This is a genomic window from Enterobacter sp. RIT418, from assembly GCF_003057745.1.
GTDB lineage: Bacteria > Pseudomonadota > Gammaproteobacteria > Enterobacterales > Enterobacteriaceae > Enterobacter.
In genome coordinates this window covers 14,018-29,831 of the sequence record NZ_QBJD02000006.1, presented here as the reverse complement: position 1 = coordinate 29,831, position 15,814 = coordinate 14,018, and the positions used below count along the sequence as shown (strand labels likewise).

At 56.7% G+C, this 15,814-nt stretch carries 12 protein-coding genes and 3 pseudogenes; 3 read left to right on the top strand and 12 right to left on the bottom strand.

Annotated features, from left to right (window positions below):
* Positions 1–454: 454 nt before the first annotated feature.
* On the top strand, positions 455–1,999 hold the full coding sequence (locus DBY73_RS08525) for a methyl-accepting chemotaxis protein (protein ID WP_112010741.1): 1,545 nt from the start codon (positions 455–457) through the stop codon (positions 1,997–1,999).
* 85 nt (positions 2,000–2,084) lie between these two features.
* On the opposite strand, the gene DBY73_RS08520 is transcribed toward DBY73_RS08525, so the two are convergent.
* The gene (locus tag DBY73_RS08520; protein ID WP_112010740.1) at positions 2,085–2,417 is read right to left on the bottom strand and encodes a glycine zipper family protein; all 333 of its coding nucleotides are present in this window, start codon (positions 2,415–2,417) and stop codon (positions 2,085–2,087) included.
* A gap of 104 nt (positions 2,418–2,521) precedes the next feature.
* Positions 2,522–3,391 carry a glutathione-dependent disulfide-bond oxidoreductase gene (gene yghU, locus DBY73_RS08515; protein ID WP_112010739.1) on the bottom strand — a complete coding sequence of 290 codons (870 nt, stop codon included), beginning with the start codon at positions 3,389–3,391 and terminating at the stop codon, positions 2,522–2,524.
* A 203-nt stretch (positions 3,392–3,594) separates the two neighbouring features.
* On the opposite strand from yghU, the gene gss reads away from it, so the two are divergent.
* Positions 3,595–5,457: a bifunctional glutathionylspermidine amidase/synthase gene (gene gss / locus DBY73_RS08510; RefSeq protein WP_112010738.1), complete on the top strand. Its 1,863-nt coding sequence runs from the start codon at positions 3,595–3,597 to the stop codon at positions 5,455–5,457.
* A gap of 48 nt (positions 5,458–5,505) precedes the next feature.
* Here the strand turns inward: gss and pgaD are convergent, their stop codons facing one another.
* The 4 genes from pgaD to pgaA are packed head-to-tail and all read right to left on the bottom strand — an operon-like array spanning position 5,506 to position 11,648.
* Positions 5,506–5,943 carry a poly-beta-1,6-N-acetyl-D-glucosamine biosynthesis protein PgaD gene (pgaD, locus tag DBY73_RS08505; RefSeq protein ID WP_112010737.1) on the bottom strand — a complete coding sequence of 146 codons (438 nt, stop codon included), beginning with the start codon at positions 5,941–5,943 and terminating at the stop codon, positions 5,506–5,508.
* The gene (gene pgaC / locus DBY73_RS08500; RefSeq protein WP_112010736.1) at positions 5,940–7,271 is read right to left on the bottom strand and encodes a poly-beta-1,6-N-acetyl-D-glucosamine synthase; all 1,332 of its coding nucleotides are present in this window, start codon (positions 7,269–7,271) and stop codon (positions 5,940–5,942) included. Before pgaC ends, pgaD begins: the two co-directional genes overlap by 4 nt.
* Positions 7,264–9,201, bottom strand: coding sequence for a poly-beta-1,6-N-acetyl-D-glucosamine N-deacetylase PgaB (gene pgaB / locus DBY73_RS08495; protein ID WP_112010735.1), 1,938 nt, complete (start codon positions 9,199–9,201; stop codon positions 7,264–7,266). The genes pgaC and pgaB overlap by 8 nt, the downstream gene beginning before the upstream one ends.
* Positions 9,202–9,209: 8 nt before the next feature.
* A complete protein-coding gene (gene pgaA, locus DBY73_RS08490; RefSeq protein ID WP_112010734.1) occupies positions 9,210–11,648 on the bottom strand; it encodes a poly-beta-1,6 N-acetyl-D-glucosamine export porin PgaA in 2,439 nt (812 codons plus the stop codon).
* A gap of 618 nt (positions 11,649–12,266) precedes the next feature.
* Here pgaA and DBY73_RS08485 point away from each other — a divergent pair.
* The gene (locus DBY73_RS08485) at positions 12,267–12,845 is read left to right on the top strand and encodes a LuxR family transcriptional regulator (protein WP_112010733.1); all 579 of its coding nucleotides are present in this window, start codon (positions 12,267–12,269) and stop codon (positions 12,843–12,845) included.
* A 188-nt stretch (positions 12,846–13,033) separates the two neighbouring features.
* Here the strand turns inward: DBY73_RS08485 and DBY73_RS08480 are convergent.
* The 6 genes and pseudogenes from DBY73_RS08480 to DBY73_RS08455 form a co-directional block, all read right to left on the bottom strand.
* A pseudogene (locus tag DBY73_RS08480) lies at positions 13,034–13,875 on the bottom strand (DUF4942 domain-containing protein).
* A gap of 128 nt (positions 13,876–14,003) precedes the next feature.
* Positions 14,004–14,495 (bottom strand): annotated as a pseudogene (locus DBY73_RS08475) (DUF5983 family protein).
* Positions 14,492–14,869, bottom strand: a complete 378-nt coding sequence (locus tag DBY73_RS08470) for a TA system toxin CbtA family protein (protein ID WP_112010732.1) — start codon at positions 14,867–14,869, stop codon at positions 14,492–14,494. Before DBY73_RS08470 ends, DBY73_RS08475 begins: the two are co-directional and overlap by 4 nt.
* Positions 14,870–14,961: 92 nt before the next feature.
* On the bottom strand, positions 14,962–15,192 hold the full coding sequence (locus tag DBY73_RS08465; RefSeq protein WP_112010731.1) for a hypothetical protein: 231 nt from the start codon (positions 15,190–15,192) through the stop codon (positions 14,962–14,964).
* A gap of 2 nt (positions 15,193–15,194) precedes the next feature.
* Positions 15,195–15,566 (bottom strand): annotated as a pseudogene (locus tag DBY73_RS08460) (type IV toxin-antitoxin system YeeU family antitoxin).
* Positions 15,567–15,588: 22 nt separating this feature from the next.
* On the bottom strand, positions 15,589–15,810 hold the full coding sequence (locus DBY73_RS08455) for a DUF987 domain-containing protein (RefSeq protein ID WP_112010730.1): 222 nt from the start codon (positions 15,808–15,810) through the stop codon (positions 15,589–15,591).
* Positions 15,811–15,814: the final 4 nt, after the last annotated feature.

Sequence of the window (15,814 nt, the reverse complement as noted above, 5' to 3'; positions counted from 1 at the left end):
ATAAGGATATAAGAACGTTCTTAGTCTTTGTGAATGTAATTAAACTTAAAGGCGAATTAAGTAATTCTAAGTGTGTTTTAATTATCAAGATGGATGGATAAAGCAAAATGCATTTGCTCTGTGAATTTTAATGCACAATTAGCGTGCTAACTTTATTTGTCATGAATGATTGGGGTGCAAACAATCTGATGTGCAAATGTTCTGAGCTGTTATCGTCGTTGAGGCGAGAAATTGAAACTTTGCGAGTTTTACATTTTTACATCTTGAGCAATATTAACTCATGCGTTTTATAGGGGAATTTCCCGCGCGGCGATGAACAATTTCCGCTAATTGAAAGGACAGCCCTTTTTTTTATCAAAAGCGTCCCGAAAAAGTAGAACTTCGTCATTTCCTGCCGATAACGAGGGTAGTACTCGCCGCAGGGCGAACTCACCCTCACGACCAGGAATACTCTATGCAGATGCTTCGTAATTTTACTATCCGCTTCGTCATGCTGACGATACTGGGGATCTTTTGTTTAATGTGGGCCGGCGTTGGCCTGTACAGCACCTGGTCACTTTCCCGCGTTTCCGACGGCAACGAGGTAGACCGCCAGCTGGTTCAGCAAATGACGGTGCTGAGCCAGGGCAACGATCAATACTTCCGTTTCGTCACGCGCCTGAGCCGCGCCATGGAAGCCAAAGCGGCTGGCGGCACGCCGGATCTGGCCTCTGCCCAGCAGGCGCTGGACAATATGCGGCAAAAGTTTGAGCAGATGAAGGCCATTTCGCCAGGCCCAATGGACGCGCAGGTGTCCGCGCAGGTTATCAGCACCTGGCAGGCGCTGTTGGAGCAGGGCATTACGCCGCAGATGGAGCAGGCTAAAACGTCTCTGGACGGCTATCGCCAGCAGGCCAATAACGTCACGCCGCCGCTGAGCCGCGCGTTTGGCGCCGCCGCCGAGCGCTTCAACAAGGCCGCAGGGGACAGGCTCGACAGCACGCGCGTCGTGGTGGATGCGCTCACCAGCATGACCCGGACGATCATCATCAGCGCCACGATTATTGGCCTGCTAATCCTGCTTTTCACCGATCGCTATCTTGTGGCCATGCTGGTTAAGCCGCTGGACCGCATCCGCCATCAGTTCCGCCAGATTGCGCAGGGCGATCTCAGCCAGCCGATCGAACCGTTCGGGCGCAACTGCGTCGGCCAGCTGGTCCCGCTCTTAAGCGCGATGCAGGACAGCCTGCGCGAAGCGGTGAGCACCATCCGCTCGGGCAGTGAAAACATCTGGCGCGGCGCGACGGAAATCTCCAGCGGGAATAACGACCTCTCGTCGCGCACCGAAGAGCAGGCTGCCGCGCTGGAAGAGACCGCGGCCAGCATGGAGCAGCTGACGGCGACGGTGAAGCTGAACGCGGAAAGCGCGCGGCAGGCAAGCCAGCTGGCGGACGTGGCCTCCGGGACGGCCAGCCGCGGCGGCACGCTGGTGGAAGACGTGGTGACCACCATGAGCGGCATTTCCGACAGCTCGAAGAAAATTGCTGAAATTACCAACGTCATCAACAGCATTGCGTTCCAGACCAATATTCTGGCGCTCAACGCGGCGGTAGAAGCGGCGCGAGCCGGTGAGCAGGGGCGCGGCTTTGCCGTGGTGGCAGGTGAAGTACGCAATCTGGCGAGCCGCAGCGCCAATGCGGCAAAAGAGATCGAGGGCCTGATTGCCGATTCGGTTTCGCGCATCGAGCAGGGCGCCCGGCTGGTCAATGATACCGGCAGCACCATGGAGGCCATCCTGCGCGACGTGACGGAAGTGACGACGATCATGAAGCAAATCGCCTCCGCGTCCGAGGAGCAAAGCCAGGGGATTTCCCAGGTCGGCATCGCGATCGCACAGATGGACGGGGTCACCCAGCAGAACGCCTCGCTGGTGGAGCAGGTCTCTGCCGCGGCGACGGCGCTCGAGCGCCAGACCGAAGCGCTTCAGCGCTCGGTTCAGCAGTTCCGCCTTACCGCGTAGCGTCTGCGAAGGGCCGCACGAGGCGGCCCTCATTCTTTTAGTTCGTATTCAATCGGGCGAAAATGATGTTGCCCGGCGTAGGACATTAGTGCGTCGCTTCACCAATCAGCGCACCTGAACCCGCGCCGACGGCTGCGCCTTTCAATACGCTTTTGCCGGTCACTGCCGCCGCGCCTGCGCCAACGGCGGCCCCAATCGCGCCGCCTTTACGCGCCGCTTTACCCTTCTCACCGTTTTTAAACATTGCGCCCGTCCCCGCGCCGACAACCGCGCCGCCCACGGTTGATTTCACATCTTTACCCGCAACCGCGCCTATAGCAGCACCTGCGACCGCGCCTGCTGCGGTTTTGTCCATTGCCATGCCGGAGGTTGATACGATAAATGCGCTCAGAAAAAGCGTTGTTTTGAGGTATTTCATAACCGTTCCTTGTAATGAGAGATCTGACGACGAGGCGAAGTCTGCCAGCGCGCTCATATACCCGGTAGGCGATTAATGCGGGCGGCAAACCGCCCGCTAGAGGATCAAGCCTGACGCTTATCTTCGGTGTTGGTATCGAAATCGCTCGCCGCATGGCGTTCGTGCAGCTGCTCGTTCAGCTCGCCGTTAGTGCGGTTGACGATGCGCCCGCGCTTCACCGCCGGACGATTCGCCACGTCCTTCGCCCAGCGCTGGACGTTGACGTACTTCTCCGCGTCCAGGAACTCTGCGGCGTTATAGACGCTGCCCAGCGCCACGCAGCCAAACCACGGCCAGATGGCCATGTCGGCGATGGTGTACTCTTCACCCGCCACGTAGCGTCCGCGCGCCAGCTGCTTGTCCAGCACGTCGAACAGGCGCTTGGCCTCCATGGTGAAGCGGTCGATCGCGTACTCAATCTTCACCGGGGCATAGTTATAGAAGTGACCAAAGCCGCCGCCGAGGAACGGGGCCGCGCCCTGCAGCCAGAACAGCCAGTTCAGCGTCTCGGTGCGCCCAGCGGGATCTTTCGGCAGGAAGTGACCAAACTTCTCCGCCAGGTACAGCAGGATGCTGCCGGATTCAAAGACCCGCGTTGGCGGCGTGGTGGAATGGTCGCGCAGGGCAGGGATTTTTGAGTTTGGGTTTACCTCAACAAAACCGCTGGAGAACTGATCCCCTTCGCCGATGCGGATCAGCCACGCGTCGTACTCCGCGCCCGTCACGCCCAGCGCCAGCAGCTCTTCCAGCATGATAGTGACCTTCTGGCCGTTAGGCGTGCCCAGGGAGTAAAGCTGCAGCGGATGCTTGCCGACGGGCAGGTCCTTATCGTGCGTAGCGCCTGAGATTGGACGGTTGATACTGGCGAACGCGCCGCCGTTGGCATTCTTTTTCCATTCCCATACTTTCGGTGGCTGGTAAGTGTTGTCTGACATGTTGGCCTGCCTTTTGAGTGATGTGTTGAGGGAGTGTAGCAGGAGATAAACGATCGGTTTAACGTTGAGAGGCGTTATCCGAAGCGGCTCGATATTTTTCCGAAGGCAGGTGTATGATAAGTCCACCTCTGTCAGGTTAATCTCAATGTGCAGACGACGACAACCTTACAAAAATTGCCGCCTGCCAGCTTCAGGTTGGACACATGCGTAAAGGAAAGTTAAGCAGTGACGCCCCGTTTGGGACGTTGTTAGGCTATGCGCCGGGTGGCGTGGCAATCTACTCCTCGAATTACGACAGCCTCGATCCGCGTCACTACCCGGAAGAGGCGGAATTTCGCAGCTATATCGGCAACGAATACATGGGGCATAAGTGGCAGTGCGTAGAGTTCGCGCGCCGTTTCCTGTTCCTTAACTACGGCTGTGTCTTCACCGACGTCGGCATGGCGTGGGAAATCTTCTCCCTGCGCTTCCTGCGCGAGGTGGTGAACGACAATATTCTGCCGCTGCAGGCGTTTGCTAACGGCTCCAGGCGCGCGCCGCGGGCCGGGGCGCTGCTGATCTGGCAAAAGGGCGGCGAGTTCCACGAAACCGGGCACGTGGCCGTCATTACCCAGCTTTGCGGCGACAAGGTGCGCGTGGCGGAGCAGAACGTTATCCACTCTCCGCTTCCGCTCGGCCAGCAGTGGACGCGCGAGCTGCGCATGACCGTCGAGAACGGCTGCTACACGCTGCATGACACCTTCAGCGACACGGAAATTCTGGGCTGGATGATCCAGACCAGCGATACGGAACACGGCCTTCCGCAGCCGGAAGTGGACGGCGAGCTGCTGAAAATCCGCGGCGCGCGCCTTGAGAATAAACGGCAGTTCGACGGTAAATGGCTGAACGAAAACGATGCCCTTCAGCAGGCGTACGTTCGCGCCAACGGCCACGCGATCAATAAAGATCCCTGCCAGTATTTCACCATCACCGAAAGCGCCGAGCAGGAGCTGATCAAGGCCACCAACGAGCTGCACCTGATGTACCTCCACGCGACGGACAAGGTGCTGAAGGACGATAACCTGCTGGCGCTGTTCGACATTCCGAAAATCCTCTGGCCGCGCCTGCGCCTCTCCTGGCAGTGGCGTCGCCACCATATGATCACCGGCCGTATGGACTTCTGCATGGACGAGCGCGGCATCAAGGTTTACGAGTACAACGCCGACTCCGCCTCCTGCCACACCGAGGGCGGCCTGATCCTTGAAGAGTGGGTGAAAAACGGCTATCGCGGGAACGGGCATAACCCCGCGGAAGGGCTGCTGGAAGAGCTGACCGGCGCGTGGAAGCACAGCCACGCGCGTCCGTTCGTGCATATCATGCAGGACAACGACGTGGAGGAGGACTACCACGCGCTCTTTATCCAGCGCTCGCTGATGCAGGCCGGGTTTGAAACCAAAATCCTCCACGGGCTGGGGGCGCTCAGCTGGGACGCCGCCGGGCAGCTGATCGACGACGAAGGCCGCCACGTTAACTGCGTGTGGAAAACCTGGGCGTGGGAGACGGCGATCGAGCAGATCCGCGAGGTGAGCGAAACCGAGTACGCCGCCGTGCCGATCCGCACCGGCCATCCGGCAGGCGAGGTGCGGCTGATTGACGTGCTGCTGCGCCCGGAAGTGCTGGTCTTTGAGCCGCTGTGGACGGTGATCCCCGGCAACAAGGCCATTTTGCCCGTGCTCTGGCAGCTGTTCCCGAACCACCGCTATCTGCTGGACACCGACTTTGAGGTTAACGACCTGCTGAAGCAGACCGGCTACGCCGTGAAGCCTATTGCCGGACGCTGCGGCAGCAATATCGATCTGATTAGCGCCAAAGATGAACTGCTGGATCAATCCAGCGGCAGGTTTGTCGACCGCAAAAACATCTACCAGCAGCTCTGGTGTTTACCGAAGGTGGACGGGAAGTACATTCAGGTGTGTACCTTTACCGTTGGCGGAAACTACGGCGGAACGTGCCTGCGCGGGGATGATTCGCTGGTGGTGAAAAAAGAGAGCGATATTGAGCCGCTGATCGTACTGAAGGATAAATAGGCATCAGCGCAATACAAGCCCCCGCGGGCGATCCTGCGGGGGCTTTTTTTACCGTTCTTCCTCGTCCTGCTGCTCGTTAATCTTTAAATCAATGATGCGGCCGATCTGGTCATGATAAACCGTCAGCAGGTTGTACTGGCTCATCTCTGAGATGATCTGCGGTGAAACGTTGAAGCTTCGGGCAAGCTCCTCGTGGCGAAGCGATTCCTGCCGCCGGTGCCGCCGCACGTGCGCCCGACGGCGGTTGTACTGATACCAGAGGATCAGCAGCCAGCCGTTTAGCGCGGCGATCAGTAAATAGATCAGCACCGTATTAAAGGAGGCAATGATGAGCCCCCAGCGGTGGTTGCTCTCGTCGGTAAACTGTATCCACAAGTTGGCATAGAAGAAAAAGAGAAATCCTCCCCACGCCAGCAGGGTGAGCGCCGCATCGAAGAGGCGGGGCAACAGCCGATGCTCGGTCAAAATTAACGTATTTTCGCTCATTGAAGGCTTCCTTTTCCGCGATCGGGGCTGATCCAACGCGCCCGCGAGCGCTGGCGCTTAAGCATCACTTTCGGAAATGCCACGAGGGTGGTGAACAGGCCAATCATCCAGTACACCATCGGGAACCAGATCACCCAGAACAGCGAGCCCGCGATCTTTCTTTCATAGCGCCGCTCGATGTAGAGGCTGGCGAGGAATTGCAGCAGGCACATAACCCCGAGCAGCAGCCCGGTAAACTCCGGGGGAAACAGGCTCTCGACGGCGAGGTTCGCAGGCAGCGTAACGGTGTGGCTGAAAATGAACAGCAGCACGGTCATCGCGTAGGCAAACGCCCACAGCGTGGAAAGCGCGTACTCCAGAAACAGGGGCCACATGCGGTGATGTTCCCAGCGCACGATCTTGCGAAGATTGACCAGAAAAACCTCCGCGCCGCCCTGCGCCCAGCGCAATCGCTGTTTCCACAGGCCCTTTAGCGTCTCGGGCATCAGGATCCAGCACAGCGCGCGCGGCTCGAAAAAAATATCCCAGTGGCGAAGCTGAAGCTTCCAGCTAATGTCGATATCTTCGGTGATCATATCCGGGCTCCAGTACCCCACGTCCGCCAGCGCCTGGCGGCGAAAGGCAGCGATGACGCCTGACACGGTGAAGACCCGGCCGTAGATCCGCTGCGTGCGCTTTATCAGGCCAATGATCGATGAAAACTCACCCACCTGAATGCGGCCAATCAGCGTGGAGCGCGTGCGGATGCGCGGATTTCCCGTGACCGCGCCGACGTGAGGGTACTGAATCAGGGGCGCGACCAGATAAGCGGCCGTATCCCTGTCGAGCAGGGCGTCGCCGTCGATGCAGACCAGCAGGTCGCCTCTCGCCGCCGCCGCGCCCGCCTTGAGCGCGAGCGCTTTGCCCTGGTTTTCCGCGAGGTTTATCACGCGCAGGCGCGGCTCTTCCTGGGCCAGCTTGTGCAGCACCTGCGCGGTGTTATCGGATGAACCGTCGTTGATCGCGATAACCTCAATATTCTCGTAGCGCTGATGCAGCGCGGCGGTAATGGTCTCCCGGGCGTTCCGCTCCTCGTTGAAGCAGGGGATCAGGATGGAAATTAACGGCTCGCCGGCGAGAGCAGGGGCGGGCGTTTGCCTGTCCCATGACCAGCGTCGTTCAAGCTGATACCAGAAGTAGAGCCCGCCGGTTATCCACAGCACGGACATGAACAGCGGCCAAAAGAACACAAAATCCAGAATCAGCTCGCCGGTAAACATGGCGGCCACGCCGAGCGGCAGCCCGAATACCAGGCATAAAATTGAGAAGGCGATAATGCGATCAGTCATTGTCCGGATACCAGTACGAGGAAAATTCAGGCCTGATGCGTGAAATATCAGGTTGGTTGTTGATGAAATCGTCGGGGTAGTAGCCATAGTTTTTGATGCCGTTAAGCTGAAGCACGCGCATCCACTCTGCGAGCTGGCTATCGGACACGGCGCGCGGTGGTGTTTGCGCCCAGTCCCTGGCCTGCAGCTCGAAAATGGTTTTATCGAGCGCGCCGGGGCGCGCGGCGACGGCCTTAACCAGCCGCGTCAGCCAGGCATTGCTCTCTTGCGCCGGAACGGACTCCATCAGCGGCATCGCCATGGGCACCGTCCAGTCGTAGGCGGCCAGAAAATCATCGAGATTCTGGGCAAACCACGCTTCGCTTTCGGGCTGCAGAATGGGCAAGGCGAACATATTGCGCGCGGTTTTTATCTGCGGGCCGCGAATGTCCTTCACCGCCTGGCTCAGGGCACGGGTAAACCCGATCAGCATTTGGCTCTTTTGCCGCACGCTCTCCTGCCCGGCATCGTCAACGTCCGTCAGCACCGCGTCGTCATGGAACACGATCCCGTTGAAGCTGGCGTATCGGGCCAGATCTTCATAGATTTCCGTCACCTGCTGGCGAACCTGCGGGCTCCACGGCGCGAGACGAACGTAGGGCTCGGTGGCCTCGCGCAGCCTGCCGGTTTCAGGATCCCGGCGCTGCACGCGCGGCAGGGAAGGGGCAAGACTGAATGAGAGCACCGGCATCCACGCGTAGACTTTGACGCCCGCGCGGGTTTGCAGCTGCCAGGCAACAAAATTGAACAGATCGGCCCGGACCGGAAGCCCGCGGTTGGGGAAGTAAAGCGCTTTGATCTTGCCATCGCCCTGCGGGTCGGAAAACGCCTGCAGAAAAACGTGGCTAATCTTCATGTCGTAAACCCGCTGGATGAGGGCGTTGATGTTTTTGGTTTGCTGCGCCGGATCGCGGTCGTACACGTAGTCAAGATCGACGTGCATCACGCGCACGGGGTCGCGTTCCTGAATGCCGGTGACCGCGCGGGCAAAGCTCTTGATGGAAGGGTTTCCGGCTATCAGCAGGCGCGGAATACTGTCGAGCTGCCGCACGTCCGCCAGCCCGTCCTCAAGCGTAAAGGCAAGCTGATAACCCTGCTTTTTGGCGATAGCCAGCGACGTGCCGCTGGCGGCACCATAGGGCCAGACCCAGGCGCGGGGCGCTTTCCCCGTCACGCGGGTGATTTTGTCGGTCACTTTTCGGACGTCTTCGCCGATCCGCTGGCTGAACTGCGCGTCCGTTTCGTAACGTCCCGTTTTGCTGTCGTAGAAGCGATTCGCCACCGCAGGCTCGCGGCTCCCCTGCGGGTTAGCCGGTATCCCGTAATGCGAGGCCCAGGTGTGTGAACCTATCTCAACCAGCGGAGAGCGGCTGAGCTCCCGCACGTTATCCCAGGTCGCAAAGCGCTCGCGGGGCGTGATCAGCCCGCCGAAATTGACCGCCTGATTCGCCGGCGTATCCACCCAGCTGCCGACAGGTGCCCACAGCGCAGGGACCTTCCAGGCTTCAAGCAGCGGCCAGACGCGGGTGTAGAAGCTGCTGTAGCCGTCGTCAAAGCTGAGCAAAAAAGCCTTCGGCGGCAGCGTCTTAATACCGTTATGGGCATCCAGAATATCCTGCACGCTGATGGCGTTATAGCCGTTGTGCAGCAGCCAGGCGATCTGCTCGTTTAACGCGCTGGTGCGAACGGAGAGGTAGCGCTGGTCGGCGGCATCATCTTCAACGTCGTGGTAGGCCAGCACCAAAAAGCGGTTCTCCGGCCAGGGCTTATTCGCCTCCGTTAACGGCCTCTCTTTCGGAGCAATAAACGGGATAGTCTGGGCGCACGCGCCGGCGCTCAGGCACAGCCAGCCGATGACGATCAGGCCAATATGAAAACGTTTGGTCAGCATATTCATCCTTAAAAACGTATGTTCGCGTCAAACGTGACGGAAAGATTGCTTTCGCGCTTGCCGTCATAGGGGCGTTTATCCCAGTTCAGCATCACGCCGGTATCAATGACGTTGTTCCACTGAACGCGTTGCCCGTAGCCGAGGAGGGTGATGGGCCTCGCGGACTGATTTTTTTGCCAATAGCCGCCGCCGCCCGCAACGATCTGCTGGCTCCAGAGGGTGTCGTAGCGACGGTACATGTCGTGATCGACGGACAGAGCTGCCGTAACGGACAAATCCCGTTCGGGGTTGTAGTAGAGCGTGTCCCGACGGCTGTTGGCGCTGGCCGATACGCCGGGTTCGAGATCCAGCGTCAGGGAAGGCGTTTGCCAAAGGCGCTCTTTGCCGGTGAGCGCGTATTCCTGGCGGCGGTTATGGTCTGAAAAACGGCTGGCCGCCGCGCTGAGCCGGTACTCGCGCCGTTCGTTTTGATACCAACGCACCCAGCCCTCTCCCCGGTCGGATCGAATGCCGTTGCGCAGCGCTCGCAGGGGCGTTGCCCGCGACAGCCGTTCGAGGCTGCCGCCGGTCTGCCAGCCGTCGTTCAGGCTGTAGGCGGCGGTAAGGCGGGCGCCGGGCCTGTTTGCGCCGTGATAGCGGTTCCCGGAAAGTTCCGCCTCGACCAGAAGATCGCGGGGCCGCCATTCGACGCCGCCGAACAGATGGCGGCTGGTGCCTTTGCCCTCGTCAAAATTGCCCTGGGCAAAGCGGGTGCCGCCAAACAGCCGCCAGCTGTCCGCAATGGGAGGGCTATAGAGCGTCGCGTCCCAGCTCAAATCGTGCGTGCCGCTGACGGGGCTATCGGAGTGCAATCCCTTGCCCGCGTTGATCCGCAGCTCGGACATATGATGAACGTTTCTGAGCCTGTCCAGGCGCTTCACGCTGCCGTCGGCGGGCGCGCGGGCGAGAACATCGTCGGCCAGAAGATCCATCTGTCGCCACTCCTGCAGATCCATCGCCACGTAAGCCTGCTGCTGCTCCAGCTCGATGCTGGACGGCTCCAGCGCCTCCGCCATTTTTAGCTTTCGCTCCGCCGCGCGCGGCAGGCCCCGGGCCTGAAGCAGGCTGGCATAGTCAATCTGCAATCCCTGGTTTCCCGGCGCCGTTGCCGCCAGCCGCTGTGCCAGCGCCTGGGCCTCCGGCAGGGCATTCGTCGTTAGCAAATAATGAAACCTGAGCGACCGTCCGGTAAGCCAGCGATCGTTAGGCTGTGCGGTGGGGGAGCCAAAGTCGTAGCGGCTCCAGGGGGCGCTGCGGGCGATGCGCTCAACGTACTCGCGGGCCGCCCGGTACTGCCCCGTGTCCAGCAGGGCGAAAAAAAGCGCATGGTCATCATCCTGCGTCTCGGCCGCGTAGCCGGGATAGCGCTGCAGGAGGGCGAGCGCGGCGTCCGCGTCTTTCTCTTCCAGATAAGCGGAAATAACCCAGCCGATGGCCCACTCGGGAACGGGATGTTGCGCGGACGCGAGCGCGCGATACTCGCGGATGACCTTCGGATAATCGCCGCGGGCGTAAAGCGCGCCGAGGCGGTCGATGCGGGCGCGGGTAATATCCTCCTCTGCCTGCGGCTCTTTTTGCCAGCGGGAAAGCAGGCTGTCATAGCGAACGAGCGCCGCCTGCGCGAGGTTAAAGCGCTCTTGCTCCGAGCGGGCGGGAGCATCGGCAAGACGCACTATTTCGGCGACGGCGTTAAGCTCCAGGCGGCGGCGCTGGGAGGGCGACAAGGTAACCTTTTGCGACAGCGCAAGCGCGGGCGTGCCGATCCGATTATCCGCTAGCGAATGGACGAGCGCGTTCAGGCTCTCTTCATTCTCAGGCGCAAGATTCAGCGCGCGGGTGTCTGCCAGAAGCCGATCCCAGCTTTTCCCCTGACGCAAGTAGACATACGAGAGCGTCTGGAGGTGTGCCTGGGAAGGATCCTCCGCCACCCGCTTCCGGGCTTCCCGCAGGGCCTGTTTATCCATACGGGCATCGGCAAGGGTTTTGATATAGCCGATACGGTAATCGTCGCGCTTTGGCGCCAGGCGCAAGGCCTGCACCCAAAGAGCAAGTGAGGATTGCCACGCCCTTTGGTTTCGCCTGGACTGCGCGGCAGCGGCCACGCCCCGGGCAGGGAGGGGCATATAAACGCTGTAGCGCCGCCAGACCTGAATCACCTCATCATCACGTCCTGCCCAGGACGCCACCTGCAGCCAGTCCGCAACCTGTTCAGGCGTTAGGGCGTGCTGCTGTTGATAATGCTGCAGATAATGAAGAAACGGCGTGTAATTACCGTTACGGGCCTGATTAATCTGCTGTTCATATACGGTTTCTGCGGCCTGACCCATAATCGGGAAAAGGAATAACAGAAGCAATATTTTTGGTGTGCGACATGAGAATGACGTATTGAAACGCGGTGAACTTTCCATATCTATTTGCCATTTATTTATCATGAATCCATTGCATAACACGGCTACCTTTAACGGTGCGTTAAAGGCCATAAATGAGAATGTTTTATCCAAATACGATTTTGTTATGGGGGTACTTACCTAAAGGTAATTATGGTTCCTTAACGTCTGGGTATCGATGGGAGGTAATGTACACCTGATATGTTGCCAGATAAATATGGCGAAAAGGGTGGTTTGTGTTTTGAGATAATTCTGGATGGCGAGAAACATGATGATGATATCAAGTTGAATGAGTTGATTTATCTCTTTGATTTTAATTCATTTATCTTCTTTTTATGAATTGAATAACTATTTTTAATGTATTTTTTTTTAGTGAATCAAAGTACTTTCTGGGAGATGTTTGGGAAGTTTCCTGACAAAAATTCTCAATATCAATAAAAGTCACTTTTCTGAGATTTTTTTTTACTTATAATTAATGTCGGATATTGACGAGTAGTCTTTTGACAGCTTTTCGAGTCGTCGTGTAGTAAAGGGATAAACAAAGCCTGAAAACATTTATCTTTATTGTAAGCGCGCTATAGAACAAATGCGGTCTTCTTCTGAAGGAACATTCTGGCTTAAATCAAAAAGGGATGGCTCGTGGCAACTTCAATTGTGTTAGTGACGCAGGATCGCTACCTCTTCTGGGGAATGAGGATGTTTTTTCCGAATATAATCCTGCTGGATTCGATTGACAGAAACATATTTGATAGCGGTGCCGATGAGTACTCAGTATTGATTGATAGCCGTTCACCGCTGAGTTTATATAGCTACCTGATACGCCATTCGGCAAGAACGAAAAAAAAGATCAACTGCGTGATGCTGGATATGCGGCACCGCGATGAGAATCTACTTAGCATGAAGCTGCTGATGGACACGTCGTTCACGACGTCTGATGCGGCGTCGTTCTTCAGCCTGGTGCTGAACATGAAGGGCAGGCGCGTGACGACAAAGTGGCTGCTTAACCTGAGGCTATGCACGCATGAGGCGATTATGCTGAAGCTGCTTAGAGCGGGAAAGACGATGGAGGAGGCGGCCAGAGAGCTGGGGACGTCGGTCAAAGGCCTCTACCGGAAGAGAACGGCGCTGTCCGAACGGCTGGGCGCGGAGAACTTCAACGAGGCGTGTTTGTTCATCTTTAAAAACAAACTGCTGGACTTAGATGGGAACGATCCCTAAGTTGAGCGGGAGACAAAAGCAAAAAACCAGCCCTAAGGCTGGTTTTTCTAAATAGTGGTGCCGGACTCGGAATCGATTCTTGTTGTTATGTTTTTGATATATATGGTTTATTTTTAATTTGGTGATTTTTGTGCCCTCATTTGTACCCTCGGTCCGTTTGCATTGTTTCTGGTGACTCGAATTTGGGTTCAGGTACGAGGTGGTAGGGTTGCAGGAAAATAGCGGGCAACTATTCCGTTCATCTTATCAATCAAATCAAAGCGTATAAAGATGATATGCACAGTCCCTTTCTGGAAGTAACGTATCTCAACACACTCGTCTTCGAAAACGGAAGCGTGCTGTTTGCGGATATGAGCATCCAGCCTGACGGAAAGATCGTTGCGATTCTCCGGAACAGGTTTACCATCCAGCAGATTCAGCATACGATCTAAATCCGCTAACTGCTCACGTCTGCGCCCATGACGGAAGTGAAATCCCCAACGGTCATATTGTACCAGACCATCAACGATGATCTTCTTCCCGAACTTGCAGGGGCTGTTGCTCTTGTAATCCCAGCTTAGTCCCTTAAACACGTAATGATCCCCCGCTCGAACACCTCCGCTTTACTCTGATGTGGTTGCTCAAAGGTGCTGAGAATATTCTCTTCACTGACAGCGGAAATATCGTCCTTTTCCAGGCTGTTGTACCACTCGTTGCGTGCCTGTGCGTCCATGAGCGCCAGTATTCCCGACTTATTCATCAGGTCTTTCCAGATGCTGCGATCGATATTTTGGGTGATGGCTTTTATCGCTGTTTCTGGTTTATCCATCAACCAGCAGTCATAACGGTATTGCCGTACTCCCCATTTATTTGCTTTACCACCGCCGATGTTGCTGGTCAGTGTCGAGATATCGTCGAGTTGCTGTATCAGCGTTTCAATTTGCGCCAGCGCCGCGTTGCGTCCGGTGACGATACGTTCAATGCTGGTCGAGCAAATTACATCGGTATTGTCGGTTAACACTTCGGATTCGGTGAGAGCAAGTTCTGACATAGTTTATGTCCTTTATATAAAGCAAAACGCCAGTCGGTGAGGGCTGGCGTTTATGCGTGTGGTGAATACAGGGCTGTGATTATTGTGAGCGGATGTGTTGCAGAGACTGAGCATGTCGGAAGGAGAGACTACCAGTTGAAGGTGCTAAAACCCGGCAACAGGTCACCCGCTGCATCCAGATGTAGCATATCGATCCCGTAACGTCGTATCAGTGTGCTCACTAACCGACGGCAGCCCTTTGAAAGCCCCAATCTCTTTAGTTCCAGCACTGGGTATAAGCGAGCGTTAAGTCTAAGCAGGTAACCGTAGCCGGTGTACAGTTTCCAGTCACTGTTGCCGCCGTCGTGGCGTTGAAGAGTGACCTGGTCGAGAATGGCGTTATCCTCACACGTGATATGGGCGGTACTGCACTGGATCCCATTCAGACGGGCGGTACGTGGTAGCTGATCTTCAACAACCAACTTCCCGGCGGTATCAGCAACACGAAGCGAATACCCGTTATCACTGAACACATCAATCAGCGCAGCCAGCTAAATACCATCGATATCGACGGCGATCCGGCCCCCATTAAGGGCCAGTACATTAACGGTATCGGCTTCCACCGTCAGGGACAGCTTCATTGCTGCCCCCTGGATGACTGCCCACTGATGGCGCAAGTCACCGCCTTATAGCCGGTACGTTGCATCAGGCCGGTGGCCTTTCTGGCCCGGAGTATATCAATAGCGCTGATGAACGGAGATTGATGCTGAATGGAGAAAACGGGGCGATCAATTCGTACCAGTTCAGATTTTTCAACGAGAAAATTGAGTGCATCTGCCAGTGAAATCCCGGCGTCAATATGCTGCTGAATCACATTACTATCACCAAACTGTGTGTCGTTAAGCGAAAGGCCGTAATGCCTTTCCAGCAGATAAGTAAGAAGTTGCTGCCAGATTTCAACGGGCGTCGGGCGTGACTGTGCCTTCCGCGTCGGGATGGTGGGTAAGGTTTGCATAAAGGTGATCTCTGTTAAATAAGGAGCTGATGACAGGGGACGTATTACGATGAAGGTGGCCGGTGAGTTAAGATTTTTTTCTGGAAAACCACTTACTGCCGGATGGCGTCAGGTGTGGCCTCCAGTATGAACCAGTTAATACCCTGCTCTGCGTCGTGATGGCTGGCAGCATGGCGTAATGCCGCTCTGGCCGCTTCTGTCGTCACAGAGTCATCCACATTGTGTACATCGTCTTCGTACCAGAGTGAACACAATACGAAGTCGCCATTTTGATGTTGTTGCAGCAGTTCAATGACCTCACTGATTTTACAGGCGTGTGGCATGGCTATTCTCCTGCGGGTTGTGCCATAGGTGGCGTCGGATAAATCGCAAGATAAACGTACCCGCAGGAGCCGAGGGTGTCTGCCTCGCAGGTCAGTCCTTTTGCGTAGAGCGTGACGCCGTGCTGATGTCGGGGAGTGAGTTCACCGCTGGTGAGCATTAACTCAAGTTGTTTCAACAGCAGTGGATATGCCTGGTCCAGATGGCGCAGGTCTGATTCGCTGAAGGTGCCGGTGATGCTGGCGCGATCAGCCAGGTAATGCAGCCGGTTGCCCTCCTGTACCAGTCGTGCGCCAAAACACGGGACAGCTGCAGGCTTAAGTCCCCACTAGGGGGCGGCAATATCGTGGTTTGCTACATTTGTTGAGCTTTGCATTTAAGTAATCCTTAACTAGGTGTTAATTCAGGGTAACGCTGCGCAGGACAACATACGGGCCGTTGTGGTCCTGACGGCGTTCTGCAAAGACCGCGAGCACGCCGCTGATATCCTGGACCTCACGATCAGCGTAGTGGCAGATGCTACCGGACCACTGGTATTTCCCTGTACAGAAGCGGAACAGCCGGGACTGCGGATGCTGACGGTATATCGTCATAGCCTGGCGTTTGCTGATAATCTTCATCGTT

What these genes read in the sequence shown, in the direction of transcription:
- pgaA (WP_112010734.1), bottom strand. Translation starts at nt 11,648, where the DNA reads ATGGAAAGTTCACCGCGTTTCAATACGTCATTCTCATGTCGCACACCA.
- pgaC (WP_112010736.1), bottom strand. Translation starts at nt 7,271, where the DNA reads ATGACTGATCGCATTATCGCCTTCTCAATTTTATGCCTGGTATTCGGG.
- DBY73_RS08455 (WP_112010730.1), bottom strand. Translation starts at nt 15,810, where the DNA reads ATGAAGATTATCAGCAAACGCCAGGCTATGACGATATACCGTCAGCAT.
- yghU (WP_112010739.1), bottom strand. Translation starts at nt 3,391, where the DNA reads ATGTCAGACAACACTTACCAGCCACCGAAAGTATGGGAATGGAAAAAG.
- DBY73_RS08470 (WP_112010732.1), bottom strand. Translation starts at nt 14,869, where the DNA reads ATGCAAACCTTACCCACCATCCCGACGCGGAAGGCACAGTCACGCCCG.
- pgaB (WP_112010735.1), bottom strand. Translation starts at nt 9,201, where the DNA reads ATGCTGACCAAACGTTTTCATATTGGCCTGATCGTCATCGGCTGGCTG.
- gss (WP_112010738.1), top strand. Translation starts at nt 3,595, where the DNA reads ATGCGTAAAGGAAAGTTAAGCAGTGACGCCCCGTTTGGGACGTTGTTA.
- pgaD (WP_112010737.1), bottom strand. Translation starts at nt 5,943, where the DNA reads ATGAGCGAAAATACGTTAATTTTGACCGAGCATCGGCTGTTGCCCCGC.
- DBY73_RS08465 (WP_112010731.1), bottom strand. Translation starts at nt 15,192, where the DNA reads ATGCCACACGCCTGTAAAATCAGTGAGGTCATTGAACTGCTGCAACAA.
- DBY73_RS08525 (WP_112010741.1), top strand. Translation starts at nt 455, where the DNA reads ATGCAGATGCTTCGTAATTTTACTATCCGCTTCGTCATGCTGACGATA.
- DBY73_RS08520 (WP_112010740.1), bottom strand. Translation starts at nt 2,417, where the DNA reads ATGAAATACCTCAAAACAACGCTTTTTCTGAGCGCATTTATCGTATCA.